The organism is Methanoregula sp., from assembly GCA_041645435.1.
Lineage (GTDB): Archaea > Halobacteriota > Methanomicrobia > Methanomicrobiales > Methanospirillaceae > Methanoregula.
In genome coordinates this window covers 222,500-239,303 of record JBAZQB010000002.1, presented here as the reverse complement: position 1 = coordinate 239,303, position 16,804 = coordinate 222,500, and the positions used below count along the sequence as shown (strand labels likewise).

At 44.0% G+C, this 16,804-nt stretch carries 15 protein-coding genes and 1 tRNA gene; 8 read left to right on the top strand and 8 right to left on the bottom strand.

The window, feature by feature from the left end:
• Position 1 precedes the first annotated feature (1 nt).
• From WC593_04810 to WC593_04790, 5 genes are all read left to right on the top strand, one after another.
• Positions 2–340 carry a DUF555 domain-containing protein gene (locus WC593_04810; protein ID MFA4824460.1) on the top strand — a complete coding sequence of 113 codons (339 nt, stop codon included), beginning with the start codon at positions 2–4 and terminating at the stop codon, positions 338–340.
• Positions 337–1,236, top strand: a complete 900-nt coding sequence (locus WC593_04805; GenBank protein MFA4824459.1) for a carbohydrate kinase family protein — start codon at positions 337–339, stop codon at positions 1,234–1,236. The genes WC593_04810 and WC593_04805 overlap by 4 nt, the downstream gene beginning before the upstream one ends.
• A gap of 2 nt (positions 1,237–1,238) precedes the next feature.
• On the top strand, positions 1,239–1,895 hold the full coding sequence (locus WC593_04800) for a diphthine--ammonia ligase (protein MFA4824458.1): 657 nt from the start codon (positions 1,239–1,241) through the stop codon (positions 1,893–1,895).
• Positions 1,895–3,703 (top strand): DUF2070 family protein, encoded by a 1,809-nt coding sequence (locus WC593_04795; protein MFA4824457.1) that lies wholly within the window; start codon positions 1,895–1,897, stop codon positions 3,701–3,703. Before WC593_04800 ends, WC593_04795 begins: the two co-directional genes overlap by 1 nt.
• Before the next feature lie 181 nt (positions 3,704–3,884).
• On the top strand, positions 3,885–4,664 hold the full coding sequence (locus tag WC593_04790) for an RNA-guided endonuclease TnpB family protein (protein MFA4824456.1): 780 nt from the start codon (positions 3,885–3,887) through the stop codon (positions 4,662–4,664).
• Positions 4,665–5,181: 517 nt separating this feature from the next.
• Here the strand turns inward: WC593_04790 and WC593_04785 are convergent.
• The 8 genes from WC593_04785 to WC593_04750 all read right to left on the bottom strand — a co-directional run bounded on the left by WC593_04785 (position 5,182) and on the right by WC593_04750 (position 13,371).
• On the bottom strand, positions 5,182–6,000 hold the full coding sequence (locus WC593_04785; protein MFA4824455.1) for a potassium channel family protein: 819 nt from the start codon (positions 5,998–6,000) through the stop codon (positions 5,182–5,184).
• 229 nt (positions 6,001–6,229) lie between these two features.
• On the bottom strand, positions 6,230–6,976 hold the full coding sequence (locus WC593_04780; GenBank protein ID MFA4824454.1) for a zinc ribbon domain-containing protein: 747 nt from the start codon (positions 6,974–6,976) through the stop codon (positions 6,230–6,232).
• Between the two features lie 481 nt (positions 6,977–7,457).
• Positions 7,458–7,530, bottom strand: a tRNA-Gln gene (locus WC593_04775).
• A gap of 193 nt (positions 7,531–7,723) precedes the next feature.
• Positions 7,724–8,179, bottom strand: coding sequence for a hypothetical protein (locus WC593_04770; GenBank protein MFA4824453.1), 456 nt, complete (start codon positions 8,177–8,179; stop codon positions 7,724–7,726).
• A gap of 1,511 nt (positions 8,180–9,690) precedes the next feature.
• Positions 9,691–10,611, bottom strand: a complete 921-nt coding sequence (gene xerA / locus WC593_04765) for a site-specific tyrosine recombinase/integron integrase (GenBank protein ID MFA4824452.1) — start codon at positions 10,609–10,611, stop codon at positions 9,691–9,693.
• Positions 10,612–12,128: 1,517 nt separating this feature from the next.
• Entirely contained in the window at positions 12,129–12,263 is a 135-nt protein-coding gene (locus WC593_04760; protein MFA4824451.1) for a hypothetical protein, read from the bottom strand.
• 83 nt (positions 12,264–12,346) lie between these two features.
• Positions 12,347–12,583 carry a hypothetical protein gene (locus WC593_04755; GenBank protein ID MFA4824450.1) on the bottom strand — a complete coding sequence of 79 codons (237 nt, stop codon included), beginning with the start codon at positions 12,581–12,583 and terminating at the stop codon, positions 12,347–12,349.
• Between the two features lie 599 nt (positions 12,584–13,182).
• Positions 13,183–13,371 carry a hypothetical protein gene (locus WC593_04750; protein MFA4824449.1) on the bottom strand — a complete coding sequence of 63 codons (189 nt, stop codon included), beginning with the start codon at positions 13,369–13,371 and terminating at the stop codon, positions 13,183–13,185.
• 532 nt (positions 13,372–13,903) lie between these two features.
• Here WC593_04750 and WC593_04745 point away from each other — a divergent pair.
• Genes WC593_04745 through glmM form a run of 3 tightly spaced genes read left to right on the top strand, consistent with a single transcriptional unit; the run spans position 13,904 to position 16,603 of the window.
• The gene (locus WC593_04745; protein ID MFA4824448.1) at positions 13,904–14,800 is read left to right on the top strand and encodes a DUF5806 family protein; all 897 of its coding nucleotides are present in this window, start codon (positions 13,904–13,906) and stop codon (positions 14,798–14,800) included.
• The gene (gene mobB, locus WC593_04740) at positions 14,797–15,213 is read left to right on the top strand and encodes a molybdopterin-guanine dinucleotide biosynthesis protein B (protein MFA4824447.1); all 417 of its coding nucleotides are present in this window, start codon (positions 14,797–14,799) and stop codon (positions 15,211–15,213) included. The genes WC593_04745 and mobB overlap by 4 nt, the downstream gene beginning before the upstream one ends.
• Before the next feature lie 22 nt (positions 15,214–15,235).
• Positions 15,236–16,603, top strand: a complete 1,368-nt coding sequence (gene glmM / locus WC593_04735) for a phosphoglucosamine mutase (GenBank protein MFA4824446.1) — start codon at positions 15,236–15,238, stop codon at positions 16,601–16,603.
• The last annotated feature ends 201 nt before the right edge of the window (positions 16,604–16,804 follow it).

The following is a 16,804-nucleotide window of genomic DNA, read 5'->3' as shown; positions in this document are numbered from 1 at the left end:
AATGCCAGATTATGTTGTAACAATAGAATCCGCTTGGCTCGTTCGCGACGTTAAAACACTGGATGATGCGATCGGGATTGCCATCAGCGAAGCGGGGAAGCGCCTGAACCCCCAGGCAAAGTACGTTGAAGTCGAGGCGGGTTTTTTAGCCTGCCCTTACTGCGAAGAGACACTGTCAAGCGCAATTGTCGTCGCAGATACCGCTCTTGTGGGGCTCGTGCTGGAAATGAAGGTATTCCGTGCTGAGACACCGGAACATGCCGGCCGGATCGCCAAACAGACCATTGGAAAAGCCCTGCGGGATATCCCCTTAAAACTCCTGGACGTGCAGGAACAATGATCCATATTGTCGGGCACACGGCGATCGATCACATATCCCGGGTTGCCCATCTCCCGGAGAAGAACTGCTCGACCCATATCTCGGACCGTCAGATCTATTTTGGTGGCGGGGCGGCAAACATTGCGGCAGGAATCGCCATGCTGGGCGAACAGGTTACCCTGGTCTCCTGTATTGGCGATGATTTTACCGGGAGCGACTACGATCGCTGGATGAAAAAACTCGGGATTGGTCAGCAGTTTTTCAAGGTGCCGGGCACCCATACCCCCACGGCGTTCATGTTCACCGATGACAGCGGCGACCAGATGACATTCTTTGAGTGGGGGGCTTCAAAGGCCTTCGCTCATTCGGATGCACCTTCACTTCCCTTTGTGCACATGGCAACTGCGGACCCTGATTTCAACTGCCGGGTTGCAGAGCAAAGCGAATTTGCCTCGTTTGATCCCGGGCAGGATGTTTTCTGGTACACAAAGGAACAGCTCGGATCGATCATAGCAAATACCGATATTCTCTTTGCAAACCAGCACGAGGTAAAGCAGATGTGCACTACGCTGGGTATCACCCGCGAGGCACTCGTCCGGCAGGTGGATACGGCAATCTTCACCATGAGCGGCGACGGGAGTACGCTCTATACACAAGGTAAGGAGCACTTCATACCGGTAGTCCCGGTCAAACTGGTTGATCCCACGGGCGCCGGAGATGCATATCGTGCAGGATTCCTCTCTGCATATGTTCGCGGATATACGCCGGTAACCAGTTGTAAGATTGGAACGGTTACCGCCTCGTATGTGGTCGAACATGTAGGCTGCCAGACGCACCTGCCGGACTGGAATGCGATGAAGGCCCGGTACCAGCAGCATTTCGGCTCGCTTGAGACGCCGGAAATGACAGGAGAATGAGCATGAGCTGGGCTGCACTCACTTCCGGAGGAAAGGACTCGATCCTGTCGTGCCAGAAAGCAATTGACAGCGGCAGGGATGTGCGGTACATGGTGACTGCCCGTCCGGCAAACCGTGACTCTTATATGTTCCATTCAGCAAATCTCGATGCGGTCCCCGTTATTGCAAAGGTTGCCGGCATGGAGTACGTGGAGATTGAAACCCACGGGCGCAAGGAAGAAGAACTGGCAGATCTCGAGGCCGGGCTTGCCGCGCTGGACATTGAAGGAGTGATTGCCGGGGCGGTTGCATCGGAATACCAGGCAGTCCGGGTTAAGACGATAACCGACAAACTCGGCCTTGAGCTCTTCACCCCTCTCTGGCACATGGACACGGAACTCCTGTTGCAGGAAGTGGCAGCACGGATGGATGCCATGATCATTGTCACTGCCGCGGAAGGACTCGACGAGAGTTTCCTTGGGGCACATTTTAACCAGGATCTCATCAGCCGGCTCAAGCGGGTTGCTGCTGCACGGCGGATCAATCTTGCAGGCGAGGGCGGAGAGTACGAGAGCCTTACCCTCAATGCACCGTTTTATTCCCGGGCCATCACCTACACAACAGAAAAGATACGATCAACTCCGGACCGGCACGAACTCGTTTTGGGAGGATTTGCCTGATGGCACAGGACAGTGATGTAAAACTCGGACAACTCACCCGGTTTATTTTCACCGCTCCCTCAGCGCTCAGATCCTTTCTCCTCATTGTAATACTCGGCCTTATCATCGATGGTGCCTGTGCCCGTGCCTGGCTGAATCTCCCGTCCGGCAATATCGTGTACATCCTTCCGACCGTGCTGAGCAGTAACATCTTTTTCCTCCCTGAAAAATTCCTGTTCTCCGGGACCATTGCGTTCAGCATACCCGCAATCGCGGCCCTGCTCCTGACAAAGCCCATGATCGAGTACAGTGGCAAGACCATGACCTGGAACAGGTCCGGGCTGCTCGCACTTGCCTGTACCGTTTTTGGCGTGATCATCACCCTTGTCTCACTTGCTTCGTCAGTGACACTGATTCCCCTGTTCTATGCAATATCCCTTGGTTTCATTTTCGGTCTTCGCCTCCTGATCCTTGTTGCCATCGCAGATTTCCGGGTGACAAGAATGATCCTGCCAGCGCTGACCCAGAGCGGGGTCGGGGTAATTGTGGGAATGCTCCTCTTCTCACCTTCGTTTGCAATCTTCGCACTGGTCCTTCATCTCGTATTCGGGCTGGGTTTCGTTATCCTTATCTGGATGATAGAGCGCCCGCTCAAGCGTGCATTCGGCATACGGGGACTGGCCTTCATCAACGCCTTTATTGCCCATATGACCGACGGGTCGAAAGGTATGGAGAATTTCTTCCGGGAGATCGGCGAGGAGATCTTTGTCCCGCAGGTCAACTTCTTCTTCAAGCGGGAGAACGGAAAACCGGTCCTGTTTACGGTACCGAACCTGCACCCGGGCCCCATGGGGGAAATTGGCGGGGGTAACCTGCCCAAGGTGCTGCACGACAATTTTCCCGAAGAGACCCTTGTCGCCCATGGGTGCGCCACGCATGACTTCAATCTTGTTTCTGAATCCGAGATCAACAAGGTGATCGATGCACTCAGGAAATCACGGGTCGATCTATCGTATGCCGGGGTGGCAGGACGAGCCGGGCGCCTGACCGTTGGTTCCGTCCAGGTACTCTACCAGCGGTTCAACGACTCGGTGCTTCTCGTTACCACCCGCTCACCCCGGAGAACGGAAGATCTGGATTTCTCCATTGGTTCCACGATCATGGCAGAAGGACACCGCTTGTTCCCCCATGTCGCCCTCGTCGATGCCCACAACTGCATGACCGATCTTTCATCGCCGGTACTCCTTGCAACCCTGACCGGCACCGAATACGAACGTGCGGCTATGGATGCAATGGAAGCCTGCAGAATTTCACCTCTGCACCCATTGAAGATTGGTGTCAACCACCTGACCGTGCCCTACCATCGCGAGCAGGGATTTGGGGATCTGGGAATCCAGACTCTTGTCACGGAAGTGGACGGACAGCGCACGGCTTACGTGCTCATCGATGGCAACAACATGGCAAAAGGTGTGCGTGAGGTGCTGCTTGAGCAGATCTTTACTCTGGTTGATCATGCGGAAGTGATGACCACAGACTCACACGTGGTCAATACCATCACCGGAAAGAACCCGGTCGGTATGCATGTACCGGTTTCTGAATTTCTGCCGTATGTCATGCAGAGTGTCAGGGACGCGGTTAAAGATCTCTCCCCGGCAGAGGTGGCAGCGAGCACCGCTCACTGTGAACATGTGGTGGTCTTTGGGTCAAACCGGATATCCCAACTGGCGAGTACCGTCAATGCAATGCTCGTATTTGTCGCTCCTCTCTCTCTTGCCATGCTGCTCCTTGCGTTCCTGCTCTCACTTATTGCATATGTTGTGATGGCTTAGGTCCTTAAGGATACAACAAATTGCACGGATCATCACTCTTTTTTTAAACCGGGCCCCTCCGACCGAAAGATATATCCGAAATCCGTCGATTACTAATCTGTAAGCACAGGAGGATGTTTTAAAAAAGACCCTTGAAGGTTTGTTTTTAGTTTGTATCGCAGTCGGAATCCTTAAAAGAGAGGTGATTGAAGTTCATTTCGCCACGCTCAATGAGATCCGCTGGATAGGTGTTGACCTGAACACTACGGGCCATGTGGCTGTTGCCGCAGACCCCGAGAGCGGAAAAATCCTGAAACTGGGAAAAAGTATCCATCACATCCACACTCAATCCACCAACAACTGCACAAAACTCTGGAAAGAAGGCAAACTCTGGAAATTAAAAAGAACAAAAACGCGTGAACGATCATCGTTCAAATATGCCCTTGCCGCCATTACCCGGCAGATCGTAACGTTTGCCGAATTGCTGGGCACCGGCATCAAATTTGAGAAGCTTTTTTCTAACCGTTACACACCCCACGAACAAAACACGTTCGCTTATGAATTCACGTTTGACAACGGATCGTTTTTTACGCTCCAGAAAATGGTAGAAAGACGGGCACATAAACGGGGAATTCCTGTCATCTACGTGAACCCGGCCTACACCTCCAAACGCTGCTGCCGGTGCGGGGAATTTGGCAGGAGATCGCGCAAGCGGTTCGAATGTCCCCATTGCGGGTATGTTGTGCATGCTGATGTGAATGCAGCATTCAACATTGCCACCACACCGCTCCGGTGCGCAAGCCTGGAGAGTCTTTCAGAACAGGAAGAAACACACGCATTCCTGCTATCAAAGAAACAGATGCGCAGGATTGCAAAAACTGAAGCCCGGCACAAACCTGTACTTTCCCCAGCCCCGGTCATATCGGTAATCGCTGATATGGCTGTCAGAGAAAACCTGCTCGCGGTGCTGGAACAGGTATAATTTTTTTTAGAGAGCCCTGAGAGTAATTCCCAATAGGAGATATTCGGTTTTGACGTTCAAAGGAGCGCACTTTACATGAATCCGGGCCTGGGCTTGATTTAATTATGAGGGTAATGCGGGGGACGAGAGTTTGAAATTTTTGGTTTTGTCGAAACGGGAATGAACGGGAGTTCGCACCCGAACCATGAAAATTGTTTTTTATGATTCTCCCCCGCCTCAGGGCCTCTCTTTAGGCACGGCGGGGCAAGGTGGTTTTAGTTTTTTAGTCACTAAATCGCCGCGGGGGTGCCCCGTCGGGGGCGACGACGTTCATCGCAACTGGGGGTATGGGGGTCTCAACCCCCATCGCTTTAAAGAGGACAATTTACTATGAAAATAGAACTTCCGTTTTCATCCAATATGCTAGTGGCCCGTCGGCATCATGTCCGGTTTCATGGTCTGGGAGTGAACATAATGGTTCATGCCCGTTTCATCAGTGCCGATTTTTTAAATTTAGTCCCGAATAAATGGTAATCGATCACCGTACGATTGCACTTGCATGCGCATCGAACGGGTTCGTTCTCATTGCGAGTGAGAAAAGATACGGGTAATGCTTTTTGAGATGCTGCATATAGGTCAGCCACTCCACCACAAGCTGACTGTATACCCGGGTGATGTCTCCGGATAAATGACTATAATCGGTTTGCGGGAGATTCACCAGTTGTTCCCGGGAGATCAGCTCTTCTGCCAGATGGAAGACTGCCTGCATGAGATCGGTGAACCGGTCATGTTCGTAGAGTTGCGGGTTTTCTAGCAGGGCCAGCATGAATGTCTTGTGCTGCGAGAGGAAATTATGCAATTCCTCTAACGGAAGAGAATGGCTGTCAAGCTGGAATGAATGGTCTTTCAGGAGGGCATGAGCTTTTTTAAAATCGTCGTCAGACCAGGTATTCGAAACCAGCAGAGCATCCCGGATTTTGTCAATGTCTTTATCGTGCACACTGAATTTTCTCAGCAGCCTGGTACCGACCTCGGAATAAAAAACCCCAATGATCATATTCAGTTTAGCCAGCCGTTTTTCCCGCTCACGCTGGTCAATGATGAATTCAACAACATCTGCGGCCAGGCCGACAAAACAGGTTACTCCCGCAAGAATGATCACCATCACAAGCAGTTTGCCCAAAGGGGAAAGGGGGTGGATATCCCCGTATCCTACCGTAGCCAGCGTAACGACCATGAAGTAAAATGCATCTAATGGAGAGAGATGTTCGATGGCCATCATGCCAATGACACCCCCAAGGGCAACAATCAAAAATACAATCAGATATATCCGGAGCCTGAGCGGTATCGGTTCCATCAATCACATTCTTTTTGTTATACGTAAAAAAGAAATCCCTTGATACAGGTTTATACCCCCGACCAGATTCCTGACATAAGGTTAGAATCGTTTCGCAATCCGGGCCCTTCACACGCTTTGTTACAATATTCCGGACGCCCTACGCGTAACCCTCCCCACATTACCTAAAAGAGGGTTCATGCCCTGTTTATTGGTAAATGGGCGGGGAGGGAAACTACCGTTCTCCCCATTAATAATATGAACTGAACGTCACCCCGACATTCACATTTTTCTTTGCATACGCTCCTAATGATGGATAATTCGTATTATCGAGAACAAAATAATAGGTGTCATCAAACGGCGCAGTCAGGATGTACTCAGTATTGATTATGCTCAACTGGTTCCGAGATTGCCAGGTGTATTTTGATTGTGGATTCTTCTCAGCATCTTCATATTTTTTAAAATTGGAGGAATCCATCACCATAAGATCTATCGGAGATCCATCAGTCTTGATAGAAATTTTTTTCATATCACCCTGTTGCATATCAAGCCTGTAGTAATAGTAATAATTATTCTGGATCTGTACCGTCGAGGGTGTGCCGGCATGCCAGGAACTGTAAGATGTGGTATAGGTCGATCTATATGTTGGAGGATATGTCTGGGACGTCTTAATTGGCATTGGTGTTATCACAGACGTTATTATTGATGTTTGCACCGGAGTTGGTTGAATTGTATTAGTAATTTTATCCTCAGTAGAGGGTTGATAGTTTGCATATGCCACTATAAATCCGATAGCCCCGATAAACAAAATAATTCCGATCGTAGCACCAAGTATTATGAGAATCGTTGTGAGGCCGGATTGTTTTTTTGGCGCCGGGGCTGGTGGAGAAGGTGGGGACACATAGACCGGGGGAGCAAAAAGGGAAGCCCCGCAGTGTTCACAAAATTTACCCTCTGGAGTAGATCTGCCACAATTTGGACAGATAACAGGTGCCATATTTTTACCTCTCGTTTTAATTATATATCTTCTCTCGTATTTGGTTGTAAAATAATTACTATCACGGTATTGTTAACAACGGATTATAATCGGGACTTTGCCAAAGAACCTTTTTGTATTATTGAGAGCTTCACCCCAATGCCCCATTAACACGGTGTAGTCCCTTTTCCCGGATCACCACATCTATGGCAGGAGCCATAATGTCCGGTTCACCGGATATCGGTCGGTTATTTTCACTCGTCATCCCGGATGCTCCGGTTCGCTTTACATCACTGCATTCGATTGGCAAATACCATGATTTTTTAAATTCACCGGTAAAACCAACCTTCATATTCGCGTTCTGGTAGCACTTTCCGGTCCAAATGAGGTAAACTATGTCGCAAACGCTGCCTCGAAAAAAGTGTTATCAATAATCTTAAAAAGGGGACATTTTACCTTAATTGGGTAAACAGAACAAGAATTGCCAGAATCGTCTCTAGAATACCCCCGACCAGATTCGAACTGGTGTCGCCGGATCCAAAGTCCTGCATGATTGACCGCTACACTACGGGGGTTTTTATTTTACTGGATCGTGAATCGGACATTTTTCCCTTTGGAGAAATGTCATAATACCTATGCATTTTAGCACTATAAGGATAGCTTTCACCACAGTCCTTTTTCAGGCAATATTAAAGTAAAAGGTGAATCCAATCAAACGAACTTTTTTAAAATAATATGGCTATCGGGCAGCGCTACAAAAAAAGATATTCAGGATCCAATCACGATATCAGTGCGTTTTTCCGTACTGGTTTTCTTTCCGGGTTCTTTTTGTTCAGGTGTACTTGTTTCATTGTGTTTGGGGATGGGTTCTTCATATTTCTGGATATGTTTCGGAAGATGTGCCAGTATTTCCCTGCTGACTTTGAGATGTTCTTTCATAACAGTTGACAATTCAGCCAGGATTTTATTTTGTGCGGTTATGAGTACCTCAAGTTCACGGGTAGATCCCAACACCGATTCTGAAGATTCTTCAGCAGGCTGTTGTTTCTTTATAAACTCACTACGGCGTTTCCAGATTTTACTGATACTGTCAATTCCTTTCTTTTTTGTGGGAAAAACTTGCCGGTACCGTTCGTAAAATTCATGACTATCGTCACACTGGATAACGAGATCAATCTCTGCATCATCGATTTTTTCGTATTTTCGTTTATGAGTCTTTGGCATATAGTAAAACATTGGATATTTTCGAATTTGAATCTATCCACGTCAATGAAGGAACCTAAAAATTAATTGGAATTGATGAAATGTTAAAAATAAATCTGAACGGATTGATGATATTGAATTGATACAAAAATTCAGTCATAAGAACAGATTTTTCTAAAGTATTGAATCTCAAGAAAACATGAGGTGAAATTTTTAAATTGGAATTATTTCAATAAAATTAAGAATTGTCCTTATAAGAGGGATTTATCCAAAAAATTGGAATATCAATATTAAAAAAATTTGAAAACTATTCTGAAATATTTGATGATAATATTATTTCAGATACTGCGATATCAAACGAGATAGAAATGATGAGATTTTCAGATATAATTTTAGATAATCCAAAAAAATTGATTTGAACCGCTTATCAGACATAGTTTCTGATTTCAAGAACATTGGATTAATGCGATTTTTTAATAAAAAAATGAAACAAATTTAAAAGATTGGATTTTTACAATAATCACTTCTTGAAATAGAATTTCAAAAATAATTGAAATATTTGAATTTTATATCGTAGAATACTAAATAAATGAGAAAAATTTGATTTGAATACTATTTTTATAGTGTAAAAACAAACTAATCAAATTGTTTGATACAATAATTTATGAATGCCAAATTACGAGAATTGAATAGGATTTACATAGTATTGAATTGAGAATTTTTGTATCGGATTATCCATTATCCCAGTTCCCGATTCCCTGCATTATTTCGAACTGGTAAAAGAAGTAATCAGGATATCTATAATTTCCCCCATGTAATCATCAAACCCATATCTTTCCAATGACCCGATGATCGCTGGAGAGCTAAAAGATATCCGGAAAATTGTTTGTATTCGAGAAGTTGCCAGGATTCAAAAGATCTATCGCCCTCTCTTCTGAATCGTGATATTTACACCATAATAATTTCATGTTTTTTGAGCAAATCTGAACAATTTTTCCGATTTTTTATTATCATAAAAAAACAGGGACGCGAGGCCCAAGGATAATATAAACACACCATACTTGGCCTATTTTTTTAAATGAAATAAGGACATTATATTATATAGCATCATATGGTTTATGTTAAGAAATGGTCCCACAGGAATAAGAACAAATATATCGATATTTGGACGTTAAATAAAAAAATAACAAAAAATTGAGATATTTTACATTATTACAAAAGAAAAAAGGATGAGGCAATTTCTTGTCATTTGTTCAATACGGATAAGCCAAATTAAGCTCTGTTGAAATCCTGGAGGGAAAGGAGGAATCGCTCTTGGGGGCTACAGCACATCGTGCTTCCACCCCCGTCGCTCGGGCATCCCCCAAAATTACGATAACCCGCAGAAGGTTGATGAGAATTTTTTAAAAAGGGGGCCAAGGGGATACTCTCCTTGGGCTGCTTCCCCCACAGGGGGAGAGGGGGTCATCCTCATATCAGCTGCTGATAATAGGCAAGCAATGGGAAATAGAGAATTTCAACAGAGCCCTAAATTATATTTTCTCGTTGGGTGTTGATAGCGGGAAAAACTGCTGGTAGACCTGCCGGCGCTCATCAATATCAGTATGCAGATAGATCTCTGTGGTTTTGATAGATGTGTGACCAAGGTTTTCCTGGACTACCCGAAGATTCTTTGAACGTTTATACAACTCACTTGCATAACTATGGCGAATCTTATGCGGAGTGATACCGTTGGGGGCATAATGCTTGAAAATATGCTGGATAGCACGAGAGGAAATGTGCTTTCCCTGTTGGCCAATAAAAAGAGGGCCAACGATCCGGTTGCCAATAAATTTTAGGATGTCAGCAAGGGTATCGTCATCAACAAAGACAATACGAATCTTGTCACCTTTACCCCTTATTCGGATTGTGTGCTCATCAAAATCGATGTCCTCAACATTCATTTCACAGAGTTCTGATACGCGAACACCGGTGGCATATATTGTCCTGACAATGAGCTTGTCACGCGGATCTTCTATCGAATCAATCAGTCTGAGCACCTGGTTATGTTTGAGGTATTTCACATCCTGCTGTTTAATTCTTGGACGCTCAATACCCGTCAGAGGGTTTGTACTGACGGCACCCTGAGTGTAAAGAAACCGGTAAAAAGAACTCATTGTCGAAATAATCCGATGAAATGTCTTCGGTTTGTACGTTTGCATTGACGAGACAAATGAGAGGAAATCTGTGACCATAACCGGTGTTACTTCAACACTGGTATCAAGGCGGGCATTTTCAAAATCCTTCCAGTAGATGACAAGTTTGGTCTTCTCAGTATTCCGCCGGAGCCAGACATAGTAAGCAAAGTGTTTGATCACCTGCTCATAACTGTCAAGGGTGCGGGGTGAATAATTGCGCATCCGGAGGTAGTTCCGGTAACTTTTGAGCCACTCCGAGAAATACCCGCTTTCCATGCTCTATTCTATCATATCTCGAATAAATAAAGGTTTTCGTAGAATACCTATTCTGCGAAGTTTGGAATTATGAAGGTTTTTTTCAGTTTTTCACACAAAAATAATTTACACATTTCATCATTGGCAGAAAAAAATTTAAAATTTTATTATTACTCCACGCCTTATAATCAGTAAATTCAGATGCTGTACTCCAAATGTCAATAAGCAGGGAAAAACAAAAGGCCCAAAACAGGCCTTTTTTTCATTGAGAGGGTCCAATGACCCATCACACATGAGATCGTTGACTGGAAGCCCGCTATTGGCTTTCAAACACAATTAACGTCGATGAATGAACCATCTCACTTAGGAATATTGTTTAGGGAATTCATCAGGGTGCAGCTCATGGATTATCTTTTTGATTAAATCATAATTATAGAGTGCAACAATAAATGTCCTTTTTGCTGATAGAGTTTTTATCAGCTTGCGAGATATTTTCTGTTTTTGTTGAAAATAATTTTGTTATGGTAAACTGATGCTGGAGTTATCCAATCAAGAATTTCTTGCTTTCGCCAGTTATTGTATTGCTGGTCGAAGTTCCAGAGTTCACGTTAAAGTGGCTCATGGAGTAAAACACTTTGAGAGCGATGAATTCCAGGTAAAGAATCTTGTGATAGTGTTCAATCTTATCGCAATCGCTCATCTTCTAAGGTCCGCCGAAGATGAGTTTGATTCCATGTTTCTATTCTTCATCTTTGAAAAATTGGAAGACGAATTGTTTCCATTATTGACATAAATTTCTCATCGGATTCGACACGGGCGAAGTGCCCCACGGAGAGCATTGACTGCGGAGCAGCATCTTTGTGAAGATAATTTTTACACGTTACCCAATAACATGGGCAGTCATCAGTAAAACAGGTGATTTATATCTTGACGACTCCTCGTATACAGAACTGAAACGTATCGCCCTGCCAACATAATATCGACTTGAAGGCATAGTAATCGTTTGCCGGCTGGTTGGGGTTTCGCTTTGACTCGGATAAGAAGACTGTTTTTCTTGAGGATACGATAAACGATTCTCCATGAACAGGGGAGGTTGAACTGGTGCGTGATACGACAGACGCTCCATGTCGGGTATTTCTTTTTGAATCGGATAATTCATTGTTCCAACAACCGGGAAAATTACCCGGGAAGACCGTTTCGGCCGGATCTTTTTGGCTGTAATCCTTTCTCAGGGTCATGACTATGAGCTTTTGTCTATCGCCTCACCGTCCTTTCGGAGATAATATTGGTCTCTCCTATCTCCTTTGCACTTCCGATCCCTTCGTCATAGAATACGACTGCTTTGATCCTGATCTCCATTGTCGCTTTCACCTTCAAGCACCAGATCGGTGCTCTTGAAAGCGGATAGAAATACTGGCACACTATAGGAATTGTTGAACCATGGCCTGATGGAGATTAACATGAAGAAACGGCAGCCGTAAAAGTATTTCTGCTATGAACGGATTCACTCCATGTCGATGAGGCAGGGGGACTAGAAATCATTCAAGCGTGATGGATCGAACAAATGGCTTGTCGCATTCATAGATGACTCCTCCCGGTTGATTACCTGCTATGGCGTGTTCGATCCTCCGACCCCCGAAAACACGATTACTGTCCTGAATCGAAGGAGCCATGAATACAGAACTTTTCGCAAGATCCTGACCTGCCTAATACCCGGTTCGTTTTAACCAGAGACCGAGAACGTGCGCAACATAAATTAAGGGATTTCCTTGATCATAACAACATCAAGCTCATCTTCACCAGGGTAAACCACCCCCAGATCAACGGGAAAATCTAACGGTTCTTCGGAGAGGTCGGGCAAATAATTAAAATGTTTAGCCTGTTGAGAAAATTGTTCGATTGAAGAATGTAATCGATCCTCACACGAGTCTCGATTACGATGATTCTGCCAATGTCTTCTGGTATCGTTTGCGTCATGAGAGTGTGTTTTCATATACGCAGAAATGGTTATATCTATAAAATTAATTCGGGATACCACAATAAATAATCCTGATACACAAGGCAATCGAAGAAAATACCATTATTTCTAATAAAAGTGAAAAACCTCATTTTAAGAGTATTATCTAAAAAAGAATTCATTTTAAGCATTTTTGAGGGGATTAAATCGTTGTATTTATTTTCAAATAAACCATATGATGCTATATGTAAAAGAGCCTTTTTTGACAAGTTTCCAGCACCCCAAGTCAAGTTTGACTAAAAAAAAATTTGAACGAAAAAAACCGAAATATCAAGTCAGATAACAATTGAGGTAAAGAAAACATATCCGAAATTTATGAAAGACTCTTTTTAGATAGGGGGAAAATTCTCCCAATTACAAACGAAATTTTCACAACACAGTAAACGACGTTATACCACAGGCAAAAAAGGATCTGCAGTTATTATTACCCAAAGAGTTGCAGAAATGACCCGTGTGCAGACTATAATTTGTATAACCAGTCTGGCAGTTATCGATGCCGTACGAGGAGTCAAAAACCTTTACCTTAAACGCATATTTCTCCAGACCTTCATTTTTTATCGAATAATAGAGTGGGTTCATGCAACCACACCATCAGATACTAAAAAAGAAAGGTAATATACCATTTTAACACCTAAAATCAACAGGTTTTTCGTGGATTTTTCGATCTTAACTATCCTGTTTGACGCTCCTGGGGGCTTCGGCATTGCCTCAGCCCCCGCCGCTGTGGCCTCCCCCATATAGCGATAAGAACTAAAACTGTTCATACACTGGTGATATGATTATTTTTTTCTCTTCATCCACTTTTTATGGATGCATTTCGGTCACTAAATTTTTGCCCAATCTTTCTTCGTAAATTGAGAGAGAAGTTAGGTGCTAAACTAGCAGTTTACCCAAAAAAAATGGATATCTTTTAAGTTGAACCGGAAATATGACAAAATCATAATCCTAAACCCAGTCCAAAAATTTCTCTATTGAATGAAGAGCGCTCCTATGAAGATTACATGCAGGCATATTATTGGGATCGATTCAGAAAAGAAATTGCTCCCATAAGAAAAACAGAAAAATCTCTGCATTTTCTCAATAAAGAGAGTAATCAAAAATATACCCAAATCTGGATTATTTTTTGAATATATTCGATTTTTGACGCTAAATTTTACTGATCAGATCATCCCCAGCGACATAATTATAGGGTATAATAAACCATATAATGCTATATATAAAGCGGCCAAATAATCAATTATCTCTTAGAAAATGTTCCAATAAAAACATAAACCAATTATTAAAAGGTGTACGATAATGGACAGCGCAAATATCCAGCAGGAAATCAATAAATATAAAAAATTCAAAAAAGTTGATGGAGCAACCTATCATAAAGTAAACCAGTTTTTACGCAAAAGGACATATATCACCGCAAGAGAATGGGCGCTTGCACGTTTGTGCACAGATTTCCGCACCTCCGGCGGTGCTGAAATGACTTTTATTGGAAACCATCTGCCTGATCTTGTCCCTTTTATGGAGGATACCTATACCCCCCAGGCAGTGAACCAGGCACGGAATTCCTTTAAAAAAAAGGTGCGCAAATCAAGTGCCACTTTTTTTTATGGTGCAATGTGCGGGTTCTTTACCACTGACGAACTGGATGATTTACTCTTTGAAGCTAGCGAAGTTGCACGGTTTTTACTTGAAGTGGAAGGGACAACTTTGGATATTGATGAAGAAATCGATATAGAGGATCGGATCACCAAAGTCATGCGAAGTGTTGGAGAAGCTGCAAAAACAATTCTCCGTACAAGAGGAGAAGAGACCGAAGCAGGAAACATACCTCATGATGGAGGACGTGATACACCAAAAAAAATGTCGGGATCCAAGGAAACAAATAACTCTATCCCACAAAAAACAAAGAGAAGAAAGAAAACCACCGAAATAATTTCTTCACATAATCCCCCCATTGGACCGGGACCTCTTGAAAAGAGGGAAGATTTCCCCGTAGTTACGGAAAAATCTGCCATACGGGGGATTATATCAACCGAACATATCCAGTCAAATGCTTCACCAACGGTCAATAAGGAGCAGGAGAACATTTCCGATCAACCTGCAACTCCACTTACAGTATCAATTAATGATGAAAAAAGGGTAAGAATAGTCAGCCCTAATAAAGAAGAACTCGAAATTGCTGGAGATAAGACCCCATGAAGATAATTCAGATTGTTGGCAGATCAAATTCCGGTAAAACCACATTTATCAAACAGCTTATCCCAAAACTCAAAACCAAAGGGCATGTTGCAGTTATCAAGCACCTTGGAGACCATTTATACGAGCTTGAAGAGGGAAAAGATACGACCGGTTTTTTTGATGTTGGTGCTGATATTTCAGTAGGAATCGATGCTGATAAATCCGTAGTTGCGATACGTAATAACTCATTAAAGGGTGCGTTAAAGCTCCTTTTTGATCAAGGTATAGATTTTACCGTTATCGAAGGATTCAAACAGCAGGCATTCCCCAGAATAGTAATAGGAGATCTCGAAACAGACCACTGTGTTCTTACCAACCCTTGTCCTGATGAGGTCCTTGCATCACTCAATGCCTTTGAAGATTTTTGTCCTTAAAAAGTCGCTGGAGTAGGAAGACATGAAAGTAAAAAAGGTCCAAAAACGGTTGTTCGGTACCAATGGTGTAAGAGGGATTGTTGGAAAAGATCTGACACCCGAACTTGTCCTTTCCATTGGAGAAGCTTTCGGAACGATGAGAAAAGGAAAAATCGCGGTTGGCAGAGATACACGAACCAGCGGTGAAACCCTTATCAACGCAGTTAAGTCAGGACTCCTTGCTGTAGGTTGCGATGTAACGGATTGTGGCATCCTCCCGACGCCGGCACTCCAGTATCTGGTAAAAGATACATTTGATGGCGGGGTGATGATCACCGCATCTCATAATCCTCCAGAATATAACGGCGTTAAAATCATTGAATCTGATGGAACAGAAATGGGGGACGAAGAAACCCTCAAACTCGAAGAAAGAATATTTACACATTCCTATTCCGCAAATTCCTGGGAACATGTAGGACAAGAAACCGTCGCACCTCACCTGATTGAAGACTATATCACCGCAATTGCGAATCTTTTTCCCGGCAAACCGGGAAAGGGAATTACTGTTGTTGTGGACCCGGGTTCAGGCCCTGCCTGCTCCACAACATCGCAGATACTCACCCGGATGGGTTGCAGGGTGCTGACGATTAATGGTATTTTGGACGGCACATTTCCCGGAAGGCTTCCTGAACCATCACCGGAAGGTCTGAAGGGGCTTGCAGCTCTCGTTGTGAGCAGCGGTGCTGCATTCGGTATTGCTCACGATGGTGATGCAGATCGCGCAGTGTTTATTGATGAAAATGGACAATTTGTAGAAGAAAACCAGGAATTTGCACTTATCGCAGACCACATATGTCACCAGAAAAAAGGTGCAATTGTTACCCCGGTCAGCACGTCACAGATGGTTGAGATCGTCGCGAATAAGAACAACTGTACCGTGATTTACACACCCGTCGGGAGCATCTATGTTGCCCGCACGATGCGATCGTTCATTGAGAAGGGGCACCATGTTATTTTTGGGGGTGAGGGAAATGGTGGACTCATCTTCCCCGACCATCAGTTCTGCCGTGACGGGGGTATGACCGCTGCTACTATGGTAGCAATTCTTGCTTCACGCGGACAGAAATTATCGTTGTTATTAGAACAATTACCCAAGCGATGTATGATTAAAGAGAAGATATCAGCAGTCGGGGGTGCGGCCATACTCGAAACGCTCAAATCTGCATATTCTCACGGTATTATAGATGAAACAGATGGGATTAAAATATATCGGGATAATTCCTGGGCACTGGTGAGAGCATCGGGGACTGAACCGCTGATCAGGATCATTATTGATGCGGAGAATACGGATCAGGGCAGAGCACTCCGGGATGAACTTATGGAAACAATTCAAAAAGTTAAGGAAAAATAAGCCTTTTAAATCTAATATAGGTTTTTTAGTTCAGATTGGAATTATCGGAAAAAAGGATTTTTGGGGATGAATTCGAGGAATAATTGAAATTTTTATTGTTTATTAAAATTAAGGGTTTCATTATTGAGATTTCGGGTAAAAAACCGATAAATTTGCTTTAGTATCCAAAAAAAATATGGAATTTAGCGTAAATAAAATAGT